This window comes from Olivibacter sp. XZL3, from assembly GCF_004368405.1.
Taxonomy (GTDB): Bacteria; Bacteroidota; Bacteroidia; order Sphingobacteriales; family Sphingobacteriaceae; genus Olivibacter.
This window is the reverse complement of the sequence record NZ_SBJH01000109.1, coordinates 1-25,464: the sequence shown is the minus strand read 5'-3', so window position 1 is coordinate 25,464 and position 25,464 is coordinate 1. Positions and strand designations below refer to the sequence as shown.

At 43.3% G+C, this 25,464-nt stretch carries 24 protein-coding genes and 1 pseudogene; 7 read left to right on the top strand and 18 right to left on the bottom strand.

Features of this window, described 5'->3' with window-relative positions; all coding sequences use genetic code 11:
• Positions 1 to 84 precede the first annotated feature (84 nt).
• Positions 85 to 828 (bottom strand): biotin--[acetyl-CoA-carboxylase] ligase, encoded by a 744-nt coding sequence (locus EPX21_RS20095; RefSeq protein ID WP_240768747.1) that lies wholly within the window; start codon positions 826 to 828, stop codon positions 85 to 87.
• Positions 829 to 894: 66 nt separating this feature from the next.
• Here EPX21_RS20095 and rsfS point away from each other — a divergent pair, with 66 nt between their 5' ends.
• From rsfS to EPX21_RS20070, 5 genes are all read left to right on the top strand, one after another.
• Positions 895 to 1,269, top strand: a complete 375-nt coding sequence (gene rsfS, locus EPX21_RS20090) for a ribosome silencing factor (RefSeq protein WP_134091449.1) — start codon at positions 895 to 897, stop codon at positions 1,267 to 1,269.
• A 38-nt stretch (positions 1,270 to 1,307) separates the two neighbouring features.
• The gene (gene ftsH / locus EPX21_RS20085; protein WP_134091448.1) at positions 1,308 to 3,431 is read left to right on the top strand and encodes an ATP-dependent zinc metalloprotease FtsH; all 2,124 of its coding nucleotides are present in this window, start codon (positions 1,308 to 1,310) and stop codon (positions 3,429 to 3,431) included.
• Positions 3,432 to 3,579: 148 nt separating this feature from the next.
• A complete protein-coding gene (locus EPX21_RS20080) occupies positions 3,580 to 4,227 on the top strand; it encodes an LUD domain-containing protein (protein WP_134091447.1) in 648 nt (215 codons plus the stop codon).
• Positions 4,228 to 4,338: 111 nt separating this feature from the next.
• A complete protein-coding gene (locus EPX21_RS20075) occupies positions 4,339 to 5,409 on the top strand; it encodes a PA0069 family radical SAM protein (RefSeq protein WP_134091446.1) in 1,071 nt (356 codons plus the stop codon).
• A gap of 45 nt (positions 5,410 to 5,454) precedes the next feature.
• Complete coding sequence (locus tag EPX21_RS20070) at positions 5,455 to 6,087, top strand: rhomboid family intramembrane serine protease (protein ID WP_134091445.1); 633 nt, start codon at positions 5,455 to 5,457, stop codon at positions 6,085 to 6,087.
• On the opposite strand, the gene EPX21_RS20065 is transcribed toward EPX21_RS20070, so the two are convergent.
• From EPX21_RS20065 to EPX21_RS20045, 5 genes and pseudogenes are all read right to left on the bottom strand, one after another.
• Complete coding sequence (locus tag EPX21_RS20065; RefSeq protein WP_134091444.1) at positions 6,084 to 7,073, bottom strand: hypothetical protein; 990 nt, start codon at positions 7,071 to 7,073, stop codon at positions 6,084 to 6,086. The genes EPX21_RS20070 and EPX21_RS20065 overlap by 4 nt on opposite strands.
• A 64-nt stretch (positions 7,074 to 7,137) precedes the next feature.
• A pseudogene (locus EPX21_RS20060) lies at positions 7,138 to 7,497 on the bottom strand (four helix bundle protein).
• A gap of 73 nt (positions 7,498 to 7,570) precedes the next feature.
• Entirely contained in the window at positions 7,571 to 8,617 is a 1,047-nt protein-coding gene (rfbB, locus tag EPX21_RS20055) for a dTDP-glucose 4,6-dehydratase (protein WP_134091443.1), read from the bottom strand.
• Between the two features lie 27 nt (positions 8,618 to 8,644).
• A complete protein-coding gene (gene galE / locus EPX21_RS20050) occupies positions 8,645 to 9,688 on the bottom strand; it encodes a UDP-glucose 4-epimerase GalE (protein ID WP_134091442.1) in 1,044 nt (347 codons plus the stop codon).
• 17 nt (positions 9,689 to 9,705) lie between these two features.
• Positions 9,706 to 10,689, bottom strand: a complete 984-nt coding sequence (locus EPX21_RS20045) for a UDP-glucuronic acid decarboxylase family protein (protein WP_134091441.1) — start codon at positions 10,687 to 10,689, stop codon at positions 9,706 to 9,708.
• Between the two features lie 123 nt (positions 10,690 to 10,812).
• Here EPX21_RS20045 and EPX21_RS20040 point away from each other — a divergent pair, with 123 nt between their 5' ends.
• Positions 10,813 to 12,060 carry a 3-deoxy-D-manno-octulosonic acid transferase gene (locus EPX21_RS20040; RefSeq protein WP_134091440.1) on the top strand — a complete coding sequence of 416 codons (1,248 nt, stop codon included), beginning with the start codon at positions 10,813 to 10,815 and terminating at the stop codon, positions 12,058 to 12,060.
• Positions 12,061 to 12,126: 66 nt separating this feature from the next.
• Here EPX21_RS20040 and EPX21_RS20035 read toward each other — a convergent pair whose 3' ends face one another.
• From EPX21_RS20035 to EPX21_RS20025, 3 genes are read right to left on the bottom strand one after another with little or no spacing between them, the layout of a single operon-like run.
• The gene (locus EPX21_RS20035) at positions 12,127 to 12,954 is read right to left on the bottom strand and encodes an SDR family oxidoreductase (protein WP_134091439.1); all 828 of its coding nucleotides are present in this window, start codon (positions 12,952 to 12,954) and stop codon (positions 12,127 to 12,129) included.
• Positions 12,935 to 14,086 (bottom strand): radical SAM family heme chaperone HemW, encoded by a 1,152-nt coding sequence (hemW, locus tag EPX21_RS20030; protein WP_134091438.1) that lies wholly within the window; start codon positions 14,084 to 14,086, stop codon positions 12,935 to 12,937. The genes EPX21_RS20035 and hemW overlap by 20 nt, the downstream gene beginning before the upstream one ends.
• A gap of 53 nt (positions 14,087 to 14,139) precedes the next feature.
• Positions 14,140 to 14,727, bottom strand: coding sequence for a cyclopropane-fatty-acyl-phospholipid synthase family protein (locus tag EPX21_RS20025; RefSeq protein WP_134091437.1), 588 nt, complete (start codon positions 14,725 to 14,727; stop codon positions 14,140 to 14,142).
• Positions 14,728 to 15,453: 726 nt separating this feature from the next.
• Between EPX21_RS20025 and pyrH the strand changes: the two genes are divergently transcribed.
• Positions 15,454 to 16,161 (top strand): UMP kinase, encoded by a 708-nt coding sequence (pyrH, locus tag EPX21_RS20020; protein WP_134091436.1) that lies wholly within the window; start codon positions 15,454 to 15,456, stop codon positions 16,159 to 16,161.
• Positions 16,162 to 16,260: 99 nt separating this feature from the next.
• Here the strand turns inward: pyrH and argH are convergent, their stop codons facing one another.
• The 9 genes from argH to argG all read right to left on the bottom strand — a co-directional run bounded on the left by argH (position 16,261) and on the right by argG (position 25,235).
• Entirely contained in the window at positions 16,261 to 17,592 is a 1,332-nt protein-coding gene (gene argH, locus EPX21_RS20015; protein ID WP_134091435.1) for an argininosuccinate lyase, read from the bottom strand.
• A gap of 78 nt (positions 17,593 to 17,670) precedes the next feature.
• Positions 17,671 to 18,738 carry a M20 family metallo-hydrolase gene (locus tag EPX21_RS20010; protein WP_134091434.1) on the bottom strand — a complete coding sequence of 356 codons (1,068 nt, stop codon included), beginning with the start codon at positions 18,736 to 18,738 and terminating at the stop codon, positions 17,671 to 17,673.
• A gap of 11 nt (positions 18,739 to 18,749) precedes the next feature.
• On the bottom strand, positions 18,750 to 19,553 hold the full coding sequence (gene proC, locus EPX21_RS20005) for a pyrroline-5-carboxylate reductase (RefSeq protein ID WP_134091433.1): 804 nt from the start codon (positions 19,551 to 19,553) through the stop codon (positions 18,750 to 18,752).
• 18 nt (positions 19,554 to 19,571) lie between these two features.
• The gene (gene argB / locus EPX21_RS20000) at positions 19,572 to 20,354 is read right to left on the bottom strand and encodes an acetylglutamate kinase (protein WP_134091432.1); all 783 of its coding nucleotides are present in this window, start codon (positions 20,352 to 20,354) and stop codon (positions 19,572 to 19,574) included.
• A gap of 16 nt (positions 20,355 to 20,370) precedes the next feature.
• Positions 20,371 to 21,333: an acetylornithine carbamoyltransferase gene (locus EPX21_RS19995; RefSeq protein WP_134091431.1), complete on the bottom strand. Its 963-nt coding sequence runs from the start codon at positions 21,331 to 21,333 to the stop codon at positions 20,371 to 20,373.
• Positions 21,334 to 21,414: 81 nt separating this feature from the next.
• Complete coding sequence (locus EPX21_RS19990) at positions 21,415 to 22,563, bottom strand: aspartate aminotransferase family protein (RefSeq protein ID WP_134091430.1); 1,149 nt, start codon at positions 22,561 to 22,563, stop codon at positions 21,415 to 21,417.
• A gap of 28 nt (positions 22,564 to 22,591) precedes the next feature.
• Positions 22,592 to 22,957, bottom strand: a complete 366-nt coding sequence (locus EPX21_RS19985; protein ID WP_134091429.1) for a four helix bundle protein — start codon at positions 22,955 to 22,957, stop codon at positions 22,592 to 22,594.
• A gap of 34 nt (positions 22,958 to 22,991) precedes the next feature.
• The gene (gene argC / locus EPX21_RS19980) at positions 22,992 to 23,963 is read right to left on the bottom strand and encodes an N-acetyl-gamma-glutamyl-phosphate reductase (RefSeq protein WP_134091428.1); all 972 of its coding nucleotides are present in this window, start codon (positions 23,961 to 23,963) and stop codon (positions 22,992 to 22,994) included.
• An 84-nt stretch (positions 23,964 to 24,047) separates the two neighbouring features.
• On the bottom strand, positions 24,048 to 25,235 hold the full coding sequence (gene argG / locus EPX21_RS19975) for an argininosuccinate synthase (protein ID WP_134091427.1): 1,188 nt from the start codon (positions 25,233 to 25,235) through the stop codon (positions 24,048 to 24,050).
• Positions 25,236 to 25,464: the final 229 nt, after the last annotated feature.

The following is a 25,464-nucleotide window of genomic DNA, read 5'->3' as shown; positions in this document are numbered from 1 at the left end:
GGATTATGCAACGCGAAGTGCATCAAATCCCTTGGCATCTCCGTCAGCTTTTAATACATTCTTCTGCATAGTTGTCAGGAACGTTCAAAGGAAGGCGATTTCCTTAATGCCGAACTCTGTCAGCTGTCCGTCAAAATCCACTACTAATTTCCCTTCTCTACTGATGTCAAGAACGGTGCCGTTCTTACATTGATCCCCTACCATAAAGTTGGCACGTTGTCCTAAGCGATATAGATCGCGTTTATACCGAGGCCTTTGCTCCGCGTTTCCATGTTTAAGGAGTTCGTACTCAATGCTTAGCTGCAGACATAAGGAGGATAGCAGTTCGTTAATGTCGAAGTCCCGACCTAAAAGTTGTTTAAGAGAGGAAGCCTTTGCGTGGTGATTATCAAAATCGGTCTGGTTGACATTTATTGCTAAGCCGATAATGGCATGTTTCCAAGTCATTCCGCGGAGTATGTTTTCTATTAGGATCCCACCGATTTTTTTGTCCAGGAAGTAAATGTCGTTAGGCCATTTTATACGAAGGTCTCCTCCAAGTATCGGTCTGAGCGTATCAATTATCGCCAAGCTGACTGCAATGTTCAGGTTGAATTGATCTTTTGGTGAAAGAAAACCAGGGTTCAATAGGATGCTGCAAGTTAAGTTTTTTCCCGGTTCGCTGCGCCAAACATTGCCGGCCTGCCCTTTTCCGGCGTATTGCTCTACTGCCATTATTACAGTTCCTTCACTATATGGCGTAGAATTTGACAGGTTAGATTTAAGATAATCATTAGTCGAACTTACCCGTTGTAGAGTAATAATATTTTCTCCAACAATAAGTCCCAAAAAAGTGTTACTTTGCAAAGTCTTTGTGGCATTAAATGAAAAACTGTTCAAAACTAAAATTTTTTAATGGTAAAAAGTAAAAAGGTTAAAGAATCCACTCATCTCTCGGAAGTTATAATACACGGTATCCAAGAGAAGAAGGGTAATGAAATAGTTAGATTAGACCTCCAGAATGTTTATAGCTCTGTTTCTGATTATTTTGTAATATGTCATGCCGAATCGACGACCCAAGTGCGGGCAATAGCGAAGAGTGTGGAAGAGGAAGTGTATAAATCGATTAAGCAGGATCCTTGGCGAAAAGAAGGGATAGATCATGCTGAGTGGATTTTGTTAGATTATATAGATGTAGTTGTACATATCTTCAAGACGGATAAAAGGCAATTTTACGCGATTGAAGACCTATGGGGTGATGCAGAGCTTAAGTATTTTCAAAGTGCATAGGTGTCGCACGCTAAATAAACAAAGAGGATAAACAATTTATGAAAGATAATATGTCAAATCAACCTGGGAAAATAAAGAAAGTTCCGGGGAAGAAAATCAGCCCTAAACCTCCGAAATTCAATATTATGTGGCTATGGATCGCCATGATATTGGGTTTTATTGCGCTCCAATACGTATTTACAGGAGAGAGTGCAAAAGAAATTACCTATCAGCGCTTTGAATCAACTATGTTAAAGGAAGGTGATGTAGAAAAACTGGTAGCGTATAAACGAAATGAATTGATTGGCGTTGAGGTCTATATAAAGAAGGATAGGCTCAGTGAGGAAAAGTATAAAGATGTAAGGGCCAAAAATAATGGCCTTAACCTTTCTACCGGTAATGCTGGCCCTCAATACTTTTTTCAAGATGGATCCTTTGACGCCTTGGAGCGCAAGTTAAATGCGGCACAGCAGGGCGTTCCTGAAAACGAACGCGTAAGTGTTACGCTGGAAGAGCGAAATAGTCCGTGGACCGGTTGGTTGCTTTCCATTATTCTGCCTTTAGGACTTGTTATTTTGTTCTGGGTATTTATCATGCGCCGGATGGGCGGTGGTGCTGGCGGAGCTGGTGGACAGATTTTTAATATTGGTAAGTCGAAAGCGCAACTCTTTGATAAAGAATCGCAAGTGAATATTACCTTTAATGATGTCGCTGGGCTCGAAGAGGCGAAGCAAGAGGTCATGGAAATTGTAGACTTCTTGAGAAATCCAAAGAAATATACGAACCTTGGCGGAAAGATACCGAAAGGTGCCTTGCTCGTAGGTTCTCCCGGTACAGGTAAGACCTTATTGGCAAAAGCGGTAGCCGGAGAAGCGCAAGTGCCTTTTTTCTCTTTATCCGGTTCTGATTTTGTTGAAATGTTTGTAGGGGTTGGGGCTTCCCGGGTGCGTGACTTATTTAAGCAGGCTAAAGACAAAGCGCCTTGTATTATCTTCATTGATGAAATTGACGCTATCGGGCGGGCCCGTGGAAAAAACAACATTGTCGGTGGAAACGATGAAAGAGAAAACACGCTGAACCAATTATTGGTAGAGATGGACGGCTTTGGAACCGATTCAGGTATCATTATATTGGCTGCTACCAACCGCCCGGATGTGTTGGACTCGGCGCTCTTAAGGCCTGGACGTTTTGATAGACAGATTTCGATAGACAAGCCGGACTTGGTAGGACGGGAACAGATATTTAAGGTGCATTTGAAGCCGATTAAGTTGGCTGCGGATGTCGAAGCCAAAAAGCTGTCCGCCCAAACTCCGGGATTTGCCGGTGCTGAAATCGCCAATGTCTGTAATGAGGCCGCGCTTATAGCCGCCCGCAAGAATAAGGAGTCGGTTGATATGCAGGATTTCCAAGACGCAATCGACCGCGTGATCGGTGGCTTGGAGAAGAAGAACAAAATCATCTCTCCGGAGGAAAAACGCATTGTTGCCTATCATGAGGCCGGGCATGCCATTGCTGGCTGGTTTTTAGAACACGCGGATCCGTTGGTGAAGGTGTCCATTGTTCCAAGAGGTGTGGCAGCGCTGGGTTACGCGCAATATTTACCAAAAGAGCAATTCTTATACACCACCGAACAGTTAATCGACGGCATGTGTATGACCATGGGTGGTCGGGTGGCTGAAGACCTCACTTTCGGAAAAATTTCGACAGGAGCACAGAATGACTTGGAGCGGATCACCAAATTGGCTTATGCAATGGTTGCCGTATATGGTATGAACGGTAAGGTCGGTAACATATCTTTCAACGATAGCCAGGAGTCGCAGTTTCAAAAGCCTTACTCGGAAAAAACTGCCGAACTTATTGATGAAGAAGTTCGCAAATTGATCAGTGACGTCTACGAAAAAACAAGACAATTGCTTAGCGAAAAAGCAGAGGGCTTGAAGGCTTTAGCTGAAAAGCTACTGGAAAAGGAAATCTTGTTCCAATCGGATTTGGAGGAAATTTTAGGTAAGAGACCTTTTGACCATCGTACTACTTATGATGAATTCGTAAACGGCGATGAGGGTTCTTCAGATCAAAGGAAGGCTGCGGAAGGGCTTATGCATGAAGGCGTGGGAGACAATTCCGGAACTTTTGAAAAAAGTAAGTCGTCCGATGATAAAAGTGCAGCTGATGCTGCTGAGTAATTTCCAATAGGTTTTTTAAGAAAATAAACAGAGGCGCAGCTTGTAAAGGTAGCGCCTCTTTTTTTAAGCTTTGCTTAACCAGGGTAAGCTTACTCGAACAGTGCCTTTTAATAAAAAACTTATAAATTGCACAGTAAATAGAACGATTATGCAAGAAGCTACTGCGAAGGAAAGATTATTGAAGAAAATACGGAAAGCATTGCTGTTGAAGCGCGATAATCCCTATCCCAATTTAGAAGAGGTGCCTCTTTATAAAGAAGCAAGCGAGCCGATCGAGATAGTATTTGCACAGAATTTTACGGCAATCGCAGGGAACTTTATTTTTTGTGAAGATGAACTTCAATTGATAGAAAGCTTACTTGCTATTACTGAAACGGAGGATGTAAAGCGGATTTACGCTTGGGAAGATGAAATTCAGACCATGCTGGATCGTTACGAGTTTCCCTACTTTAGGGGCGATGCCGAATTTCAAAAAGCCGAGATGGGTATAACCAAATGCGAAGCGCTCATTGCGCGGTCGGGCAGTATTATGGTGAGTAACGCCAGCTTTGCTGGACGAAGGCTTAGTATTTATCCGCATGTGCATGTTGTAATCGCCTATACATCGCAATTGGTAATGGATTTAAAAGACGGATTTGAAGTAATCAAGGGCAGGTATGGCCAGGAGCTGCCAACCATGATCAGTACCATTACAGGCCCTAGCAGAACCGCAGACATCGAGAAGACCTTGGTGTTAGGTGCGCATGGACCTAAGCAGCTATATCTGCTGCTCTTGGACGATACGCTCGGAGCCTAACATTTCGCTGCGAAGCAGTTTCCAATAATAGACATCAATTTATTCAGAAAGGAATGCTGTACAACTAATTTTATTAGTATTATTACTAATAAAATTAGTTATATTTGTTTTATGGATACGATGCAAAACGAGGAGTATTTCAAGGGTAGGGGGGCTCAGATTAACACACATAATAAGTTCTTCAAGAACAAATACGTGTGTGAGCATATTGAAGGTCTCGATGAACCTTTTTTGGAGAACACGGCTACGCAAGTGATCGAATCGAGCCCTAAGCGAATTATTAGCGAGAGCGATAGTCCTGACTTGCGCTTTATGCGGTCTATAAATCCCTATCAGGGATGCGAGCATGGCTGCATTTACTGTTATGCCCGGAATGCACACGAGTATTGGGGATATAGTGCGGGCCTGGATTTTGAAAGAAAAATTATTGTTAAACGGAATTGTGCCGTTCTTTTGGAAGAGGAATTTAATAAGAAGGGATACGTCCCTTCAACAATTATGCTTTCGGGCAATACCGACTGTTATCAGCCGCTCGAGCGGAAGCTTAAACTCACGCGATCGCTCCTTCAGGTCTTTCTCAAGTATAAGCATCCGGTGTCTATCATCAGCAAAAACAACTTAATACTTAGAGATTTAGATATTTTGCGTGAATTGGCAAAGTTGCAGCTCGTTCATGTTGCCGTCACCATTAACTCTTTGAACGAAGAGTTAAGACAGAAGATGGAACCTCGAACCGTTACCGCTGTTGGCAGGTTAAAGGTGATCAGGCAGCTGAGTGAGGCTGGGATACCGGTGATGTTAATGTGTGCGCCCATTGTGCCGGGATTGAATAGCGATGAAATGCCTGCACTCATCGAGCAGGCGGCAAAGCATGGCGCAAAAGCTGCTTCTTTCACTATTGTAAGACTTAATGGAGCTATCGCTGAGCTGTTTAAAGATTGGGTTTATAAAGCTTATCCTGATAGGGCGGAGAAAATCCTGCACGGTATCGCCGCTTGCCATGGGGGCAATTTAAATGACAGCCAATTCGGCCGACGGATTAAAGGAGAGGGGCGGCTGGCCGACAGCTTACATCAATTATTTAAGCTCGCTGCACTGCGCTTTATGGGCGAAAATAAATTAACGGAATTACGCACAGACCTTTTTGTCCCGGCAAAAGGAAAACAATTGGGATTATTCTAGCTTAATAGCGCTTTTTTTAGTACTTTCAACCCTATTATTCAACGTATGGAGAGTTATATTGTCGAGACGCCCGTAGCCAGTCTCATTTTTATTTTTACGCTTATTACTAGTATCTACGCTTTTTCAAATCAGGGTGTTCTTGAGCGGTTTATGCTACATCCTTATAGTATAAGTAGGGGAGGACGGATATACACCTTACTTACAAGCGGTATGATCCATCGAGATTGGATGCACTTGTTTTTTAATATGTTCACCTTTTCTTTTTTCGGTTTTCAGCTAGAAAGAATATTGGCATCAATCAGTAGTTGGGGGCACATACAGTTCGCATTGATTTATCTATTGAGTTTGATTATCAGTGATGTAACGACCATTCTAAAGCAGAAAGACAATTATCATTACTATAGCCTTGGAGCCTCTGGTGCTATATGTGGCGTCCTCTTCAGTGCAATACTTTTCCAGCCTACCTCTTACATAGGTGTATTTTTTATTCCAATTCCCGCAGTAATCTTTGGCCCTTTATTCCTTATTTACTGTGTTTGGGCAGCCCGGGCGAGCCGCGATAGCATTAACCACGATGCCCATTTTTATGGCGCGGTTGTCGGTGTCGTCGTGACCGTTCTATTGTATCCGCAGGTGATTGGTCATTTCTTTAGCGCTGTAGGGCAGCTCGTCAGCTAATTTTCGTATTTGTTCGGCAAATCAATGGTATCGCTTTGGCGGAAATTCCCGTCTTGGTCTGTCAGAAATGTCATCGGGTGTTCCGGATCCTTAATGATTTCAAACAGGGTATAGCCCCATGGCTTCCAAAAATTTTCAAGAACCTGACCGAACGTCTTTACCTGGAAAGTGTCAAAAATGGGGCGGGTATCTGTACCTGCCAGTGGCATGGGGTCTATATAGATGGCTTCTTCTGTGGGCATTATAGCATATTCTGGTAATCGATTGAATAGATAAGCAGAATAAAAGAACAGGCCGCAGATTTCTTCAAATTGTATAGGATGTAATTTTTTTCCAGCTACTAACTGAAGTTTAGCATCGTGGTAGCGGTTATTGGCCCCATTATCTTGAAGGCAAGCTACAATGCCGAAATCTTTCATGCGCAAAGAGAAAACCAGGGTGTTAATTTCGTCCCGATAATTGAAGGTGTCTTCGGGCGTATCGATTTCAAAGACATTGATACTAAAGGGCAAACTGTTTTCGAATTCCATAGGCCTGATCAACGACTGCAACATAACATGTAGATTCGTGAACTTCTTAGCCAGGACCTGCGAAAAATTCATCGCCTCGCCGCTCATGAACTGCTGGCTGATACCTATCTGTATCTCGTTAAAGACGATACCATAAAGCAACTTACCAATCCATTGAAACAACAATTGCTTATCTAGCTTGGCAACCGCCCGATAGCCCTCCAAAAATGCAGCCCTTATTTCCTCTTCAAAGGCTTCCAGTTTATTGGAAGTATCAACAGAACAAGGAACTTTGAGCTTTTTGTAGGTAGTGATACTTTCATCAAGTAGCTTAAAGGGCTTGTCCTCTAGATGATAGTGCTGCATCAACCAAGAGGGGAACACTTGTATTTGCTCCTCGGGAGAGGTCAATGATTGCCCGCTTAAAAAGCAAGTTTTATTATCGAAGGTAAATTTCTGAAAGGGATTGTATAACATTGTTAAAGAGTGAATAGGGAGTTTGTAAATAGTTAATAGGTGTTTTAATTATTGATACTATTAATCATTTTGTTTTCAATACCTGTATAAGCTTTATCAGCATACGCTTTATATGTATTATATCTTCATCTATCTCTACGTCTTCTGTATAAAAAGTTAATCGTTTGGCAATTTCCAATTGTGTTTCGATTTCTGCCATTGGGCCGAGACTTATATGCAAAAAATGTATATATTCCTTTATGAATTATCGGGCTGCTCCTTCCGCTATATTGGAAGGAACAGATATGGCCGCGCTTCGTAATTGAGCAATCAAACCGAATTTTTCGCTTTCAGGAAAATTATAGGTGATCCGGTAAATCTTCTCTACAAAGTCAAGTGATTTCTGGTAAACTTTTAAGTCTTTATGTGAAGAAATATGCGTCAATGTTCTTTAATTTACAAGAGAGCTGTTTCGAAGCCCTCAGGTTCTATTAACTATACCCTTACACCCTACTGCCTTATTCCCTTTCATACTGTTTACTATAATACTCCTGATACGCGCCGGATGTTACGTTCGCTAGCCATTCTTCATTCGATAGATACCAATCAACGGTTTTTTCAAGGCCCTCTTCAAACTGGAGACTGGGCACCCAGCCTAGTTCTTTCTGGAGCTTGGTGGAATCGATGGCATACCTTAGGTCATGTCCCGCCCGGTCTTTTACGAAAGTGATCAATTTCTCGGATTCGCCTGCTGGACGGCCTAGTTTCTTGTCCATAATGGCACATAGCAGCTTAATGAGATCAATGTTCTTCCACTCATTGTGTCCACCAATGTTATAAGTGTCTCCAGCTTTGGCCTGATGGAAAATTACGTCAATAGCACGGGCATGATCTTCAACCCAGAGCCAATCGCGAACATTTTCCCCTTTTCCGTATACAGGCACTGGTTTATTGTTTTTTATGTTGTGGATGGCCAGTGGAATCAACTTTTCCGGAAAATGGTGGGAGCCGTAATTGTTTGAACAGTTTGAAATAACGGTGTTCAACCCATAGGTGTCATGATAGGCCCTAACAAAGTGATCGGAACCGGCTTTAGAGGCAGAATAAGGTGAATGTGGGTCGTATTTCGTTTCTTCGGTAAACATACCGCTTTCTCCCAACGCCCCGTATACCTCGTCGGTGCTGACATGATAAAAGCGCTTACTTACATCGTCTTTCCAATATTTTCGTGCTGCATTCAGGAGGTTGACGGTGCCAACGACATTGGTCAGTACGAAGTCCAGCGGATTGCTAATGGAGCGATCCACATGTGATTCGGCAGCGAGGTGGATCACTGCGTCGGGTTTCGTTCGCTCGAATAAGCTGTCGATAAAAGCAGCGTCGGTGATGTCTCCTTTAACAAACTGGTAATTGGCATGGTGCTCTATGTCTTTTAGATTGGCTAAATTACCGGCATAAGTCAATTTATCAAGATTGATGATGTTATATTGTGGGTAATTGTTGACAAATCGTCTGACCACGTGTGATCCAATAAACCCGGCACCTCCCGTTATGATGATATTCATTGTTTTCTGTTAAATATGTTGATAACGCTATTTTAATTCGCTTCCAAAGGGGTTCTTTTCTTTTAAATAAACTTCCCAGGCCCAAGCAGAGCGCATCATCTCTTCTACGCCCAATTCGGCTTTCCATCCCAATTCGGCCGAAGATTTAGACACGTCTCCCCAAACTTTTTCGATATCTCCGGCTCTTCGGGCTCCGATTTCATAATTCAGCTTGACACCTGTTGAGGATTCAAAAGCCTTGATAATCTCGAGAACTGATAAACCTTTGCCGGTACCGATATTGAATACCTCATAGTCGGCCGTGGCTTTTTTCTCTTCCAATCGTTTTATAGCCGCTACATGCGCCTTTGCTAAGTCCACCACGTGTATATAATCCCTGATAGCCGATCCATCGGGTGTGTTATAGTCGTCTCCGAAAACGGTGATCTTCTCTCTTTTTCCAATCGCGGTCTGTGTAATAAAAGGAACCAGATTCTGAGGAACGCCTAAGGGCAGTTCGCCGATTAAAGCGCTGGCATGTGCCCCCACGGGGTTGAAATAACGTAGCGCAATAATATGATAGTTTGCGAATGCTTTAGCCGTATCGCTTAAAATTTCTTCTGCCACCTGTTTGGTGTTACCATAAGGCGACTCGGCTTGCTGCACCGGAGCATTTTCTGTAACCGGTAGTTCTTTCGGCTGGCCGTAAACGGTGCAACTTGACGAAAATACAAAGTTAATGTCCCGGTCTTTGAAAGCACTGAGTAAGTTAACTAAGGAAAAGAAATTGTTTCGATAGTATTTAATAGGCTCCTGTACCGATTCTCCTACTGCCTTGCTGGCAGCGAAATGAATGACACCGGTAATATCCGGATTGTTATTTACAAATTCAATTACCTTCGGTTCGTCGCAGAGATCAAACTCATGGAAAGCTGGGACCTTGCCTGTAATAGCGGCGATCTGTTTCAGGACTCCTTTATTGGAATTTGATAAATTATCAACAATAATAGGAGTGTAACCAGCATCCTGTAATTCTACAACGGTATGGGATCCTATATATCCGGTACCGCCGGTAACCAAAATTTTGCTCATATATTAGGGTCTTTTAATTAATGCTTGTTATAATACGTAAAATCTTTATGTTTTATTTCCTTTTCGGGAAGCGATTTAAAATATTCGTAGGTCCTTTGCAGTCCCTCTGCTCTGGAAACGCTTGGCTCCCATCCCAAGATTTCTTTTGCCTTTGTTATATCAGGGCGGCGTTGCTTAGGGTCATCAACAGGTAGATCATGATATACTAGCTTCTGCTTGGTCCCGGTCAATTTTATTATTTCCTCACCAAACTGCTTAATGGTTATTTCATCCGGATTTCCAATGTTTAGCGGTTGGGTGTAATCGCTCATCAACAGACGATAAATACCTTCCACCTGATCGTCTACATAACAGAAAGAGCGGGTTTGCGAACCGTCGCCAAATACGGTTAAATCATCGCCCCTTAGTGCTTGCCCGATAAAAGCAGGTAAAACCCGACCATCGTTCAGCCGCATGCGGGGGCCATAAGTATTGAATATCCGAACAATACGGGTGTCTAAACCATGAAAGGTGTGATAGGCCATGGTAATCGCTTCCTGAAAGCGCTTTGCTTCGTCGTAAACGCCGCGTGGCCCCACCGGGTTCACATTGCCCCAATATTCCTCCGACTGCGGACTTACCGTCGGGTCGCCATAGATCTCAGATGTAGACGCAACCAGAATACGCGAACGCTTAGCGCGCGCCAGGCCCAATAAATTGTGTGTGCCCAGCGAGCCGACTTTTAAAGTCTGTATCGGTATCTTAAGGTAATCAATAGGACTGGCAGGCGATGCAAAATGTAAGATATAATCTAAGTGGCCAGGGACGTATACAAATTTGGAAACATCGTGGTTATAAAACTCAAAATTTTCTAGCTTAAATAAATGCTGTATATTTCGTAGGTCTCCTGTGATGAGATTGTCCATGCCAATCACATGAAAGTCTTCCCTAATAAATCTATCACAGAGATGTGAGCCGAGAAAACCGGCCGCTCCTGTGATGAGTATACGTCTTCTTGCCATCCTTTTATAAATGTTTAGAATATTCTTTGGCGAAGATAAACAAATTGAATATAATTGCCGTTTCTTAAGAGAACTATCTGGGGCGTTTGTCCTATATCAGTAGCATCATAATCTTCCGGTAGCATGTCGATTCTGTATAATTTGGGTATCTTTTTGGGGCAGCTCTTTGTGTTGATCGCCGCGCCATTTAATGCTAGAATACGAAAATGGAAAAAGGGAAGGGAGGGATTATTCCAGTTAATAGCCACAAAAGTCGACCCATCCAAAAAACATACCTGGTTTCACTTCGCTTCTTTAGGCGAATTTGAGCAGGGACGTACGGTATTAGAGGCCTATAGGGAACGCTTTCCGATGAAGTCGGTAGTGGTGACTTTCTTCTCTCCTTCAGGTTATGAAGTAAGGGCCAACTATGCCAAAGCCGACTATGTGTTCTATCTTCCTGCCGATACACCAGGGAATGCCCGTAAGTTTATCGACCTTATTAATCCCGAAGAGGCATTTTTTGTAAAATATGAATTCTGGCATAACTATTTTCAACAGCTTCACCGCCGTGGGATTCCTCTTTACTTAGTGTCTGTCATATTTAGAAAGAACCAATTCTATTTCACCTGGTATGGCCGCTTTTTTAGATCAACCCTGCGTTATGTGACTTTTTATTTTGCGCAAAATCAGGAAACCGTCTCCCTGCTGCACCGTATTGGCTTAGAAAACGTTTCCTTAACGGGTGACACTCGCTTCGACCGCGTAGCGCATCTATCAAGGCATAAACGAACGATCGACGTTGTTTCACGTTTTGTTGGCGGCCACAAGGTACTGGTAGCAGGTAGCACTTGGTTGCCGGATGAAGAATTAATTATGTCATTACGGCAGATCTATCCGGAATGGAAAATCATTATTGCCCCCCACATGATTGATGCGCCACACCTTGACGAAATCGATAGCCGATTTAAAAATAGTGTCCGTTATTCTACATTAAACAGCAGTGTGAGGCCACCGAATGACACAGATGCTTTTGTGTTGATTATCGACAATATAGGGATGCTTTCCTATTTATATAGCTATGCAGACATCGCTTATGTGGGAGGAGGGTTCGGCGTGGGTATACATAATATATTGGAAGCTGCAACTTATGGCGTGCCGGTAATTTTTGGTCCGCACTATCATAAGTTTCAGGAAGCAAAAGATCTAGTTGCAACCAAAGCGGCTTTCAGTGTGCACAATTTACAGGACTTCGTAGCAGTGTTTGAACGCTTGCAAGAAGTTGAAGTACGACAAGAAGCAGGGAAGAGGGCTTTTGCCTACGTCCAGCAGCAGGCCGGCGCGACAGATAAAATATTGGATTACCTGTCGCATCAGTCATTAAAGCCTTGAGCATCGGTGAATGAGCCAAAAGCCACTCCGCCAATGACCTAAAGCTTATAACGTAGAACGTATCATTTAAAGCACCTTTGCTTCGCGGATTTTTTTCCTGAAAAGCTTGCCGGGCAAATACTTGCTTGCCCAAATCACTTTGATTTCACTTCCTGCGATAAAGATTTCTTCTTTTTGTTTAGCCAAATAGGGAACCAAGCGCTTTACAAACTGGTCTACTGTCATCGCTTTGGCGTGTACTTCATCCTTCTTCAGGTACTTTTCTCCATCACCTTTTAATGCTTTTTCTCCCAGCGAAGTGTCGACAAAGCCTGGACAGACCATACTGATGCGTATGTTGTCGTCATATATCTCAGGACGTAGTGATTCAAAATAACCATGCAAAGCGTGCTTGGAAGCAGCATAGGAGGATCTGAAACGGGTTCCGATCTTTCCCATTAAGCTGCTCATCACCACGATGTGTCCCCTTCCCATGCGTTGCATGGCTGGTATTACTTCTTGTGTAATGGCCACTGGCCCCCAATAGTTGATGTTCATTATTTTTTGTGCTACCGCTAAATTCGTTTCCAATGCCAAAGCTCTTTGGGTTACACCGGCCGAATGAATCAAGGTATCAACACGTCCAAAGATGCGGAGCGCTTCCTGTACTTTCCCGGCAAGCGTATGGGGGTTCTCTAAGTCTAAGGGTAATACATGCACATTCATGGGATTTCCTTTGCAGGACGACTTGACTTGATATAATTTGTCTTTCGAACGAGCCGAAATGATCAATTTTGCTCCCATCGTCGCATAGTACTTTACCAAGGCCTCTCCAATACCGGAAGAAGCTCCGATAATCCATATGACTTGATGATGAATGGGGAATATGTTTTTATTAGTCTTTTTTGTACTCATCTTCGTCTTCAATAAAAAGCTCGGAAGCTATAAAATCTGCCATTAATTTGCCCGCGGTTGTGAGCTTTAGATGCTCGTGTTCTCGAAACAACTTATTTTCTTCTTCAAAGCGTTTTGCGCTGTTTACAATAAGGTCATACCAAGCAGCTCCGTAAAGTTGTTGAATGCGATTCAGATCCAAGCCCCACATTGTCCGCAAGGAGGTCATGATGTATTCGTTGATCTGATCGACAGGCGATAGCAATTCAATTTCTGCCGGAACATTGTTTTTGCCGATTTCGTCCATATAGCGCATATTATTACTGATATTCCATTGCCGTTGGGAACCATTATAAGAGTGGGCCGAAGGCCCGATCCCTAAATAGGGCTCAGATTTCCAGTAATTGGTATTGTGTTTGGCATATCGGTTTGGGAAAGCAAAATTCGAAATTTCATAATGCTCGTAAGAAAAGCTACTTAAGGTTTCGATGAGTTGAAGAAACTGTGCGGCCGCCTGTTCTTCATCCATATTTTTCTGTGCGCCTACTTTAATAAAATGAGCTAAGGCCGTCTTCGACTCAACCGTCATACTGTAGGCCGAAATATGTGGAACGCGCAGACCGGTAAGTTTCAGTATGTTGCTTAGCCATTTCTCGTCGCTCAATAAAGGGTAGCCGTAAATTAAATCGGCTGTCACGTCTTCGAATCCCGCATCCTGAACGCGCTTTATTGCGCTGTCGGCTTCCTGTGCCGTATGAGCCCGGTTCATCCACTTTAGGTCTTCATCAAAAAAAGACTGAATGCCAATGCTAAACCTGTTTACAGGAGTTTCCCGGAGAGCCTCCACCTTTTTCTGGTCCAAATCGTCCGGATTCGCTTCCAAGGTGATTTCTGTTGCCTGTTCGATATCGAAATAACGACTCGCTTCGTCTAATAAGTAGCTTATTTCGTGGGCTTCTAAGACCGACGGCGTGCCGCCTCCGAAATAGATGGTGTTGATCTCCCGCGTGCTAAGAAAGGCCGATTGTAATCGCAGTTCTTTCGCCATGGCCTCCAATAGCTCTCCCTTATATTTAATCGAAGTGCTGAAATGGAAGTCACAGTAATGACATGCCTGTTTACAAAAGGGAATATGAAAATAAATGCCAGCCATGCTGGCAAAGTTAAGGCTATTGTGTCAATTTATTTCTCATGGCTAACTCATCTTTATGGATTAGACTGTTCGGGTATGGTCCAAAAATAAATCGTAGATCCGCCTACTTTAACCTCCTTTTCGGGTTTCCAATCGCCCATATCGAATTCGTTAGATACGATACGTGTGCCTGGTTTTAACTGTGCGAGCAATTTCGGTTTTAACTTTAGGTTCACATAAGGCAATAGATACAAGGTAACAACGGTTGCCTTACTAAAATCCACTTCAAAAAGATCTTGCTGGATAAATTGGACTTTATCGCTGACGCCTTCTTTCTGCGCGTTTTTGTTCGCCTCCTTGATTCTGTTCGGGTCGATGTCGACTCCGACACCGGTAGCTCCATATTCTTTAGCGGCTGTAATAACAATCCGTCCATCGCCGCAGCCTAGGTCGTATATCGTATCGTTTTTATTCACTTGTGCAACTTGCAACATCGCCTCGACAACTGCCGGTTTTGTCGCCACATAAGGCACATCCAGTCGTTCCGTAATCGCTTTCTTTGAGGTACAAGATGCCAAGGTGAGGGACACACCCAAAAATATAAAAGTAACAGACGATGCTAATTTCGTATATCGTAAAATCTGATTTAAATAGGTAACCATATCGTGTTGTAAGGTTAGTGATAAAGTTTTTTCTATATACACAACAATCGTACCTAACTTACTTTGCGTTGATCGGCCTGCCGGCTGCTGCGCCCCTAAATCGAGTCCTACAGGTGCTACGTTCGGTGTGGGCTTCTTGTTCCCGGCCGGGATATGCTCTCTGACGTTGCTTAACCCCTCATTATACCTCTTTGAACGAATGTGCCTTTATGCAAAGGCCAAAAGGGACTGTGGTTTTTTGTGTTGGAAATTGTTATTGAGAAGGCCTGTTTAGGTAAATGGATTATTGCGATTTTTTAATATCTTTGGCGGGCAGTTCTTATTTTTCAATCGTCAATGATAACCCAACGATCCTGATGGATACTAATAAGGGCATCTCTATGAATGTATATTGAATTATTTACAGATAACTGTCTGAAACTACGGTCAGGCGTGCATTCTGAAGTGACGTAAGATCCAAAAAATGAACATTGATACCCTAAAAAGCGTGCGTGAAGTTGCTAGTGGAAGGGAGATGTTATACATCTTTTTAAAAATTAAATAAGATTCGGATGAATGTCCATCAATTCATAGCAAATATAAATTTGATAGATATCCTATTTAACCCGTGTAAATTATCCCTGACAGATATACCCCTTAAAGTTTTATGGCTTCAATATACACGATGGCAAAACGGATGCTTGCTAAGGCAAAATAACGCGAATACTCAACAATAATTATTTACATATGAAATACAAACGTATCCTACTTAAACTTAGCGGTGAAGCTTTAATGGGTAATAAGCAATATGGTATCGATATAGACCGCGTAGCCCAATACGCGCAGGACATCAAAACGGTTTATGATGAGGGCGTAGAAATTGCAATTGTTATAGGAGGAGGAAACATTTATAGGGGATTAAGTGCAGAAAAGGCAGGTATGGATCGTGTGCAGGCCGACTACATGGGCATGTTGGCTACGGTTATCAATAGCATGGCTTTGCAAGATGCATTGGAAAAGGCCGGTATGAAAACACGTCTTTTGACCGCGATAAAAATGGAACAGATTTGTGAACCTTTTATCCGTAGAAGAGCGGTAAGGCACCTTGAAAAAGGACGCATCGTTATCTTTGGTGCAGGAACTGGAAATCCTTATTTTACTACCGACACGGCGGCCTCATTAAGAGCGATAGAAATCAATGCCGATGTAGTTCTTAAAGGTACGCGCGTGGATGGCATTTATACGGCAGATCCCGAAAAAGACCCGAATGCCACTAAATTCGACCAAATAACCTTCCAAGACGTATATAATCAAGGATTGAACGTGATGGATATGACAGCCTTCACTTTATGCCAAGAGAATAAGCTGCCAATTATCGTGTTCGACATGAATAAGAACGGTAATTTGGTTCGTCTGGCGAAAGGAGAGGCCATTGGCACCTTGGTAAAGGACTAGATTTAAAGGTATAAGGCCTAAGGTTTAAAGGTGTATGGGTGTAAGGTATAAGGTTTTAAAGGGCCAACCTATACCCTACACCTTATACCTCCCTACCTTCTACCGCAGTAGTTCTTTCAGCGCCTTGTCTACTTTGTTGAAGCCGAACTCAGCAATCACCTTTTCGAACATATTTTTGATTTCGTTATTCTGAAGGTTTCCTATACTTCCTTCGTGTGTATGCTTAACCTCCTTAATGGGTTTAAAAGTGCCCTGTTCTATTGATAAACCGATATTCTTATAGGCTTCTCTAAAGGGTACGCCTTGTAATACTTCTTGGTTCACCACTTCCACACTGAATAGATAGTTATACTTCGGATCGTCCAGGATATGGGTATTTATTTTGATGTTTTTTAGCATTAAATGCATCATCTGCAAACACTCATTCATAGACTGAAATGCTGGGAATAGATTTTCTTTGAGCAGCTGTAAGTCACGATGATACCCTACCGGTAAATTGGTGGTCATCAATGCAATTTCATTAGGCAGCGCCTGAATTTTATTACACCGCGATCGGATAAGCTCAAAAACATCCGGGTTTTTTTTATGAGGCATAATGCTCGAGCCTGTTGTAAGCTCATCGGGAAAGCTGATGAACCCAAAATTCTGGTTCATATACAGACAGGCATCCATCGACATTTTAGCCAGGGACGCAGCAATGGCACTCATTCCCTGTGCCAGTATACGTTCCGTTTTCCCTCGTCCCATTTGCGCATAAACCACATTGTAGTTCAGCGTTTCGAAACCAAGTAGCTCGGTAGTCAATGTTCTGTTTAAGGGAAAGGACGAGCCATAGCCCGCGGCAGATCCCAAGGGGTTTTTATTGCAGATTTTCCAGGCAGCAAGCATCAGCTCCAGGTCGTCCACTAAACTTTCCGCATAGGCACCGAACCATAAGCCAAATGAGGAAGGCATCGCTATTTGCAAGTGGGTATAGCCGGGCATTAACACATCTTTGTATTCATTGCTTAAATGAATAAGCAGATCAAACAATCGCTGCGTATTGTGTACTATTTGCTTTATTTCATTTCTAAAATAAAGCTTGAGGTCAACCAATACCTGGTCATTTCTCGAACGGCCGCTGTGTATCTTTTTTCCAGCTTCACCGATGCGCTGCGTGAGTAACAGCTCGATCTGGGAATGTATATCTTCTACATGTTCTTCAATGGCAAAACTGCCTTCCTCAATTTCCCGGTATATTTGTTTTAGCTCCGTTTGAATAATGCTCAGCTCTTTCTTTGTTAAAAGACCGATGCTTTCGAGCATTTGCGTATGCGCCAGTGATCCCAATACATCGAAGGGAGCTAGAAAGATATCGAGATCTCTGTCGTTGCCTACGGTAAATTTCTCAACAGATTGCTCTACTACTGTTTCTTTTTGCCAAAGTTTCATAAGAAATTAAAAATTCAAAATTAAAAAGTAAAAAAGCCATTAGCCGAGAGCCCATCGCCGATTGCTGTTAACCGAAAGCTAATCGCTAATAACTAAGACCTTGCTTAGCAAAGCTACATAAAGTTCTATTCCCTCTTCGATTTCGCGAAGATAAATAAATTCATCCGCACTGTGTGAACGAGCGGAATCACCGGGACCCATTTTTAATGACGGCACCGGAATCAGCGCTTGATCGCTCATGGTAGGCGAGCCATAGGTCTTTCTGCCTCGGGCTATTCCCGCTTTCACGAAAGGATGGTCTTTTGCTATAGAAGATGGGTTTAGTCGGGTAGATCGAGGGACTACATCGCTCGTTACGTGTTGACGAATGATGCTCAATACTTCTTCATTGGAGTAGGCGTCGGTTGTCCTTACGTCCACTACATACATGCAGGTAGCGGGTACAACGTTGTGTTGCGAACCTGCATTAATGACGGTAACGCTCATTTTAATAGGTCCGAAAACAGCGGACTCTTTCGGAAATTTAAATGTCCGGAACCATTCAATATCTTGCAGGGCTTTATAAATAGCATTGTCGCCTTCTTCCCTTGCAGCATGGCCCGATAAACCGTAGGCGGTGCAATCGAGTACCATCAAGCCTTTCTCCGCGATGGCGAGGTGCATTTCGGTTGGCTCGCCTACGATCGCAAAATCCAAAGGACCCAACAGGGGCAGTATTAGTTCAATGCCGTTTTTGCCCGATATTTCCTCTTCGGCAGTGGCCGCTAAACATAAATTATAACTTAGGTCTTCTGCCTGATAAAAATGCAGAAAGGTGGCTAACAGTGATACCAGCGGCCCTCCCGCATCGTTACTTCCCAATCCGTATAACTTACCGTCGACAACATCTGCTTTAAAGGGGTCTCGCGTGTAGCCCGTATTAGGCTTTACCGTATCGTGATGAGAATTTAATAAGATAGTCGGTTTCCTCTGGTCGAAATGTTTATTGAAAGCCCATACATTGTTCGCCTTTCTATAACAGTGTATATTTCGCTTTTGTAGAAAGCCTTCAATCAGATCCGCCGTTCCTGCTTCCTCTTTACTAAAAGACGGAATCTGAATCAGTTCTTTTAACAAGTCAATACTCTCCGTTACTAAATCTTTCATGATAGGCGTCGTTATTCCTCATATAGACCGCCGGCTCGCAAGGCAGACAGTTTGATTCCTTTAATAAAAGCCGAGCTGAAGCCGTTATGTTCCATCTCGTTCAGGCCCGCAATGGTGCAACCTTTTGGGGAAGTGACTTTATCTATTTCACTTTCCGGATGGCTTTGCATTTGCAGTAACAGATCTGCGGCGCCCTTCGCCGTCTGAACGGCCATTTTAAGGGCATCGTGTGCATGAAATCCTATTTCGACCCCTCCCTGCGATGCAGCGCGGATGCTTCTTAAAAAGAAGGCTATCCCACAGGCGCAAAGCGCCGTTGCAGAGGTCATCAAATCTTCATTGATAGTAACGACGGCACCTACTGTCTCAAATAAACGCGTTACCTCGTCCATGTGCTGCTCCTGTGCATGATCGGAGGCGATGCAGGTCATGGATTGCCCGATAGCGATAGCCGTGTTCGGCATAGCACGGATCACTTGCACATCGTCGCCCAGTTTATTGCGAATATCCTTACAGCTGACGCCTGAAACTACCGAAACAACAAGCTGTTTATTCGGTACAATAATCCCATTGATCTGTTCTAACACCTGATTTAACTGTTGCGGCAATACCGCCAAAACGATGATGTTAGCGTCGACAACCGCTTCCTCGTTTTTATCGGAAAGTTTAAAACCAAGGTTGGCCTCGTGGGCCATATTTTTGATATTGCGTCTAGTGAGCGTTATGTCGTCGGCTGCACAGTATGTTTTGGCAAGTAAGCCTTTTGCTAATGAGAGACCAATGTTCCCGCTTCCTATAATCGTAATTTTTGGCATATCGGTATGCTATGAGAGTTAAAAAATTGTTGTTCCCGCTTGCTCATCAATCAAGTCGTCCGCCTGTTTGATGATTACTTTTTTTACGCCCTTTGAAATTGCGTCGAAGGCATTGTCAAGTTTCGGAATCATACCATCCGCAATAATTCCCTGCACCTTCAACGTGGCGTACTTAGGGTAGTCGATTTTTGCGATAACGGAGTGCTCATCCTTAATATCGCTTAGCACACCCTTCTTTTCAAAGCAATAAATAAGTGAGATGTCGTAGTTGGAGGCGAGTCCGACAGCCAATGCGGAGGCGATGGTATCGGCATTCGTGTTTAATAACTGGCCTTCGCCATTGTGGGTTATTGCCGAGAAAACCGGACACAAGCCTATTTCAAGTAAACTTTGGATGCGGTCGGCGTGAACCGAACCGGCGGTTATATCACCTGCAAAGCCATAATCGATTTCCTTAACCGGCCGCTTCACCGTACGAATGGTATTAGCATCGGCGCCACTTAGTCCGATAGCGTCACAGCCGTTCGCTTGCAGTAGTGCGACAATGCTCTTATTTGCTAATCCCGCGTAAACCATCGTCACGATCTTCAGCGTTTCGAGGTCGGTGATCCGCCTTCCGTTAATCATTTTCGCTTCAATACCCAGGTCACCCGCCAGTTTGCTGGCAATTTTACCGCCCCCATGTACTAAAATTTTTCGTCCTTCCAATTCAGCAAAGGCCTTTGTGAATTCAGATAGGGCCGTCTCATTCTCTACGATATTGCCGCCTATTTTTACGATACTCAGTTTTTCCGTGCTCATTACCGCCGATCTACTTTTATAGATTTTCAAGTATCCGTTTCAAAACTACCTGCGCAGCCCATACGCGATTACCTGCTTCTTGGATAACCAAGGATTCCGGTCCGTCCAGCAGCGCTGAAGCCAGCTCTAAATCCCTTCTGACAGGTAAGCAATGCATCACTTTTGCTCGGTTCGTTACTTTCAGTTTCTCTGGCGTAGGCATCCACTCTCTTCCCGTGACCAGTATTTTGCCATATTCTTGGTAACTCGACCAGTTCTTTACATATACGAAATCGGCTCCATTTAGCGCTTCCTCCTGCTTCGTTATGATAGTAGCGCCTCTTGTAAAGCTTTCATCCAGTTCGTATCCCTCAGGATGCGTAATCGTAAAATCGAGTAAGCCTTGTTCTTGGGCTTTGCACATCCATTCGGCGAAAGAGTTCGGCACTGCTTGAGGGAGTGCTTTGACGTGGGGCGCCCAAGTAAGTACCACTTTCGGTTTGGCAGTAACTTCGGAGTTTTCTATGATGGTGATCAAATCGGTTAAGCTCTGAAGCGGGTGGCGTGTAGCACTCTCTAAGCTCACCACGGGTTTCTTGCAATAGGCCGCAAACTTGTTAAACAGATTTTCGCTGTAATCTTCTTCGCGGTCTTTTAGTCCGGGGAACGACCGCAAGCCTAATATATCGCAATATTCGCCCATAACGGCCGCTGCTTCTCTAATATGTTCAACGGTCGTACCGTCCATTACAACGCCATCGCGGGTTTCCAATGCCCAGCCGTCTTTATCCATATTCATCACCATCACATCCATTCCTAAGTTTATAGCCGCTTTTTGCGTACTCAACCTGGTGCGCAAACTCGGGTTAAGAAAAACAAGGCCCAGCATTTTGTTTTGTCCCAAGCTACGGTAGGTGTTCGGCGAGGCTTTAAGGGCCAAGGCCTCTTTGACAACACTTGATAAATCGTTTACGTCTGCTACTGAAAAAAATTTCTTCATTGAATATGTTTTTTAGTTGTACGTTTTTAAGTTGTACGTTATACGTTTTAAGCTTACGACGTATAACTCGTCACTCATCACTTACAACTTAACTTTATAACTTCTTATCCTCTCCGATAATGCTTCCAAGAACCTATCTGCTTCCTTTCGTCCGATGTTCAGAGCAGGGAGCAACCGGATGACATTCGGTTTGGCTTCGCCTGTAAAGATATGATTTTTAAACAGCAGGTCTTTTTTCACCTGATTGAATTCCTCAGGAAGTTCGATGCCGATCATGAGCCCATTTCCTCTCACTTCTTTGATCTCATCAAAGCGTTGAAGTTCTGTTTTTAAATAATCGCCAATCTCAGCGGCATTTTGTATCAACTGTTCTTTTTCCATGGTCTCTAAAACAGCTAAAGCAGCCACACAAGCGAGGTGATTGCCGCCGAAGGTGGTGCCCAATTCACCAAACCAAGGCTTTATTTTCGGGGAGATAGAAATGGCACCGATCGGGAAGCCATTGCCCATACCTTTGGCCATACTATATATATCAGCATCTACCTCGGCATAATCGTGTGAGTAGAATTTTCCGGATCGTCCGTAGCCACACTGCACCGAATCGGCAATAAAAATGGCATTGTACTGCGTACTTAGCTCCCTTATTTTTTGCAGAAAGCTTTGGGTGGCTACGCGAATGCCGCCAACGCCTTGAACGCCCTCAATAATAACAGATGAAATCAATTCGCCTTGTTCGGCAAAGGTCTTTTCGAGCGCTTCTTCATCGTTAAAAGGGAGGAAAATGACGTTGTCCGTTTCATTTACCGGCGCAATGATCTTAGGGTTGTCCGTTGCCGAGACAGCCAGCGAAGTCCGCCCGTGAAAAGCACCCTTGAATGCAATTACTTTCTTGCGTCCGTTATAAAAGGACGCCAGTTTAAGTGCGTTCTCATTGGCCTCCGCTCCTGAGTTGCATAAAAAGAGCTGATAATCCTTTTTATCAGAAATCTTCCCTAATAATTCAGCTAATTGCGATTGCAAAGGAATCTCGATGGAGTTGGAGTAAAAGCCCAATTTATTCAACTGGTCAGTAATCCGATGGATATAATGCGGGTGGCTATGACCTATGGAAATCACAGCATGACCACCATACAAGTCCAGATATTCCTGTCCATTGGCGTCATAAACATACGAACCTTTTCCTTTTACGATCTCAATTGGGTTTATGGGATATACGTCGAAGAGTTTCATTTAAGTTATGAGTGTTAAGTTTTACGTTTTAAGGAGTTATCGTACTCCGTATTTTTGTTATAAGCGAAATCAGCATGGCTTTAATCTGATTAATTTCATCTTTCAGCAATTCATAAGTCTTTTGTGATACATAGCCTAAGTCATTTGCTAACAATAAAAAATATTCTGTTTCATTTGCCGATCCTAAAGAAATGCTCAGAAAGTGAACGAAATCTTTTTGAGACGGTCGTCCACAGCCTTCTGCAATATTTGCTGGTATGGACGCTGTAGATCTACGCAATTGACTGGTCAAGCCGTATTGTTCTTCTTTAGGAAAAGACGCACTTATTTTATAGATATTCAAGGTGGTTTGATGCGACTTTGCCCAGACATTCAATTCTTTATAATTCTGCATTTAAACGTATAACGTATTACTTCTAACTTAAAACTCAAAATCCGGTTGCCTTCAGCCGCAGGCCTGCGGTTTCATCCAGCCCAAACAAAAGATTCATGTTTTGTACCGCCTGTCCACTGGCGCCTTTCAGCAGGTTATCGATCATCGAGATGATCATCAGCTTATTGCCATGCTTTTCCAAATGAATCAGTGCTTTATTGGTATTCACCACCTGTTTTAAATCAATATTCGGTGGACTTACATGTGTAAAAGGATGGCCTTTATAATAAGTATTGTATAAATCATACGCCTCCTCTAAAGATAAGGCCGATTCGATATAGGCCGAAGCCAAAATACCCCGCGTAAATGCACCGCGTTGCGGCACAAAATTGATGGGTTGATCGAATGTGGGCTGCAACTGTAAAAGGCTTTCTCCGATTTCGTGTAAGTGTTGATGTTCAAAGGCCTTATAAATCGAGAGATTGTTATTTCTCCAGCTAAAATGGGATGTCGGCGACAAGCTCTGGCCGGCGCCCGTTGAACCGGTGGTGGCGTTTATGTGTATTTCTGAATGAAGTAAGCCTTGAGCGGCAAGGGGCAATAACGCCAATTGAATTGCTGTAGCAAAACAACCCGGGTTTGCAATGTGTTTTGCTTTCTTTATCCTATCCCGTTGAAGTTCCGGTAAACCATATACAAAATCCCCCGCTTTGGCCTTCAGTCGATAATCCTGGCTTAAATCAATGATATGAATAGATTCATCAATATCGTTCGCCTCTAAAAATTTACGCGCCGCTCCGTGGCCAACACAAAGGAATAATACGTCTATATGCCGGGATAGTTTATCGGTAAATTGCAGTTCCGTCTCTCCAAATAAATCGGTATGTACAGAATAGACGGGATTTCCGGCGTTACTATTGCTGTTTACAAAAACAATGTCGGCATGGGGATGATTGATGAGAATCCGCAAAAGCTCACCGCCTGTGTAACCAGCCCCACCTACAATTCCTACTTTTATTTTGTTCATTTTTTATGAGTTACCAGTTGTCAGTTGCGGGTTGCGAGTGGAACCAAGCTGGCAACTCGTAACGCACAACTCATAACTTGATCACTATTTCTGATTAACTTTATGCCAGATCATTACCTGATTGCCGAAGATCTTCGAGAAACCCTTCACATCTTCACCTGTCCATGCATTATTCATTTCGCCGTAGCTTCCAAATTTGCTAGACATTAAGTCGTGCGCAGATTCTACACCAATTACATTGAATCGATAGGGGTTCAATTCGACAAAAACTTTGCCGCTAACGGTCTCTTGCGAACGCTGCAGGAACGCCTCGATATCACGCATCACCGGATCGTGAAACTGACCTTCATGCATCCAGTTCCCGTAGAAAGAGGCTAACTGGTCTTTCCAGCTTAATTGCCATTTCGTGAGTGTATGTTTCTCGAGCGTGTGGTGCGCTTTGATAACAATAACCGGTGCAGCCGCCTCGAAGCCTACTCTTCCTTTAATGCCGATAATCGTATCACCTACGTGGATATCTCTTCCTATTCCGTAGGGCTGGGCAATGGCTTGCAGGCGTTGTATCACTTTAACCGGTCCTAATCGCTCGCCATCAAGTGCAACGGGCTCGCCCTTTTCAAATTCAATCGTAATTCTTCTGCTTCCACTGGCCGTCACTTGCGTGGGCCAAGCTTCCTCCGGTAAAGTCTCGTGGGAGGTGAGGGTTTCCTGACCTCCTACCGAGGTGCCCCAAATACCTTTATTGATCGAGTATTTTGCCTTTTCTGCGCTATAAGTTACCCCGTGATTGTGAAGGTAGTCTATTTCCGATTGTCGACTTAATTTCAAATCTCTAATGGGGGTGATGATTTCGACCTCTGGGATCAGGATATTGAAAATCATATCGAATCGCACTTGATCGTTACCTGCCCCGGTGCTTCCGTGTGCCACAAAGTTTGCATCGATTTTTTTTACATAATTGGCAATAGCTGTGGCTTGGCATACACGCTCCGCACTTACCGATAAGGGATAGGTCGCATTTTTCAGTACGTTACCATAAATAAGGTATTTAATACTGTCGTTATAGTAATTTTGCGTTTCATCTATAGTAGCATGTGAAGCAACACCAAGCTCGTATGCGCGTGCTTCGATCTGTTTTAGTTCTTCTTCCGAAAATCCTCCCGTATTTACGATAACTGAATGAACTTCCAAGCCCATGTCTTGCGACAGGTAAATGGCACAGAATGAGGTGTCTAATCCTCCGCTAAATGCTAATACTACTTTCTTTTTCATTGGTGTATATTTTCGTTCTTTTTAAAGATAATGACGCCTGCCTACACAGGTTGGTATCATGATTTTTTACGATTGTTTACTGAGTAGTTGTTCAAGAACTCGCGGGCTCGTTTTATTACTTCCATTGTTTGATGACCAATCATGATGGTTTCATATACTCTAATTAATTACAAGTTTTTGGGCTACTTTTTTTCGGAGCCGGTTAAATTTCTTTCTCTTGGATCAAGAC

Bases quoted from the DNA above. Each gene is read 5' to 3' on its own strand.
- rsfS (WP_134091449.1), top strand. From the start codon at position 895: ATGGTAAAAAGTAAAAAGGTTAAAGAATCCACTCATCTCTCGGAAGTT.
- ftsH (WP_134091448.1), top strand. From the start codon at position 1,308: ATGAAAGATAATATGTCAAATCAACCTGGGAAAATAAAGAAAGTTCCG.
- EPX21_RS20080 (WP_134091447.1), top strand. From the start codon at position 3,580: ATGCAAGAAGCTACTGCGAAGGAAAGATTATTGAAGAAAATACGGAAA.
- EPX21_RS20075 (WP_134091446.1), top strand. From the start codon at position 4,339: ATGGATACGATGCAAAACGAGGAGTATTTCAAGGGTAGGGGGGCTCAG.
- EPX21_RS20070 (WP_134091445.1), top strand. From the start codon at position 5,455: ATGGAGAGTTATATTGTCGAGACGCCCGTAGCCAGTCTCATTTTTATT.
- EPX21_RS20065 (WP_134091444.1), bottom strand. From the start codon at position 7,073: ATGTTATACAATCCCTTTCAGAAATTTACCTTCGATAATAAAACTTGC.
- rfbB (WP_134091443.1), bottom strand. From the start codon at position 8,617: ATGAATATCATCATAACGGGAGGTGCCGGGTTTATTGGATCACACGTG.
- galE (WP_134091442.1), bottom strand. From the start codon at position 9,688: ATGAGCAAAATTTTGGTTACCGGCGGTACCGGATATATAGGATCCCAT.
- EPX21_RS20045 (WP_134091441.1), bottom strand. From the start codon at position 10,689: ATGGCAAGAAGACGTATACTCATCACAGGAGCGGCCGGTTTTCTCGGC.
- EPX21_RS20040 (WP_134091440.1), top strand. From the start codon at position 10,813: ATGTCGATTCTGTATAATTTGGGTATCTTTTTGGGGCAGCTCTTTGTG.
- EPX21_RS20035 (WP_134091439.1), bottom strand. From the start codon at position 12,954: ATGAGTACAAAAAAGACTAATAAAAACATATTCCCCATTCATCATCAA.
- hemW (WP_134091438.1), bottom strand. From the start codon at position 14,086: ATGGCTGGCATTTATTTTCATATTCCCTTTTGTAAACAGGCATGTCAT.
- EPX21_RS20025 (WP_134091437.1), bottom strand. From the start codon at position 14,727: ATGGTTACCTATTTAAATCAGATTTTACGATATACGAAATTAGCATCG.
- pyrH (WP_134091436.1), top strand. From the start codon at position 15,454: ATGAAATACAAACGTATCCTACTTAAACTTAGCGGTGAAGCTTTAATG.
- argH (WP_134091435.1), bottom strand. From the start codon at position 17,592: ATGAAACTTTGGCAAAAAGAAACAGTAGTAGAGCAATCTGTTGAGAAA.
- EPX21_RS20010 (WP_134091434.1), bottom strand. From the start codon at position 18,738: ATGAAAGATTTAGTAACGGAGAGTATTGACTTGTTAAAAGAACTGATT.
- proC (WP_134091433.1), bottom strand. From the start codon at position 19,553: ATGCCAAAAATTACGATTATAGGAAGCGGGAACATTGGTCTCTCATTA.
- argB (WP_134091432.1), bottom strand. From the start codon at position 20,354: ATGAGCACGGAAAAACTGAGTATCGTAAAAATAGGCGGCAATATCGTA.
- EPX21_RS19995 (WP_134091431.1), bottom strand. From the start codon at position 21,333: ATGAAGAAATTTTTTTCAGTAGCAGACGTAAACGATTTATCAAGTGTT.
- EPX21_RS19990 (WP_134091430.1), bottom strand. From the start codon at position 22,563: ATGAAACTCTTCGACGTATATCCCATAAACCCAATTGAGATCGTAAAA.
- EPX21_RS19985 (WP_134091429.1), bottom strand. From the start codon at position 22,957: ATGCAGAATTATAAAGAATTGAATGTCTGGGCAAAGTCGCATCAAACC.
- argC (WP_134091428.1), bottom strand. From the start codon at position 23,963: ATGAACAAAATAAAAGTAGGAATTGTAGGTGGGGCTGGTTACACAGGC.
- argG (WP_134091427.1), bottom strand. From the start codon at position 25,235: ATGAAAAAGAAAGTAGTATTAGCATTTAGCGGAGGATTAGACACCTCA.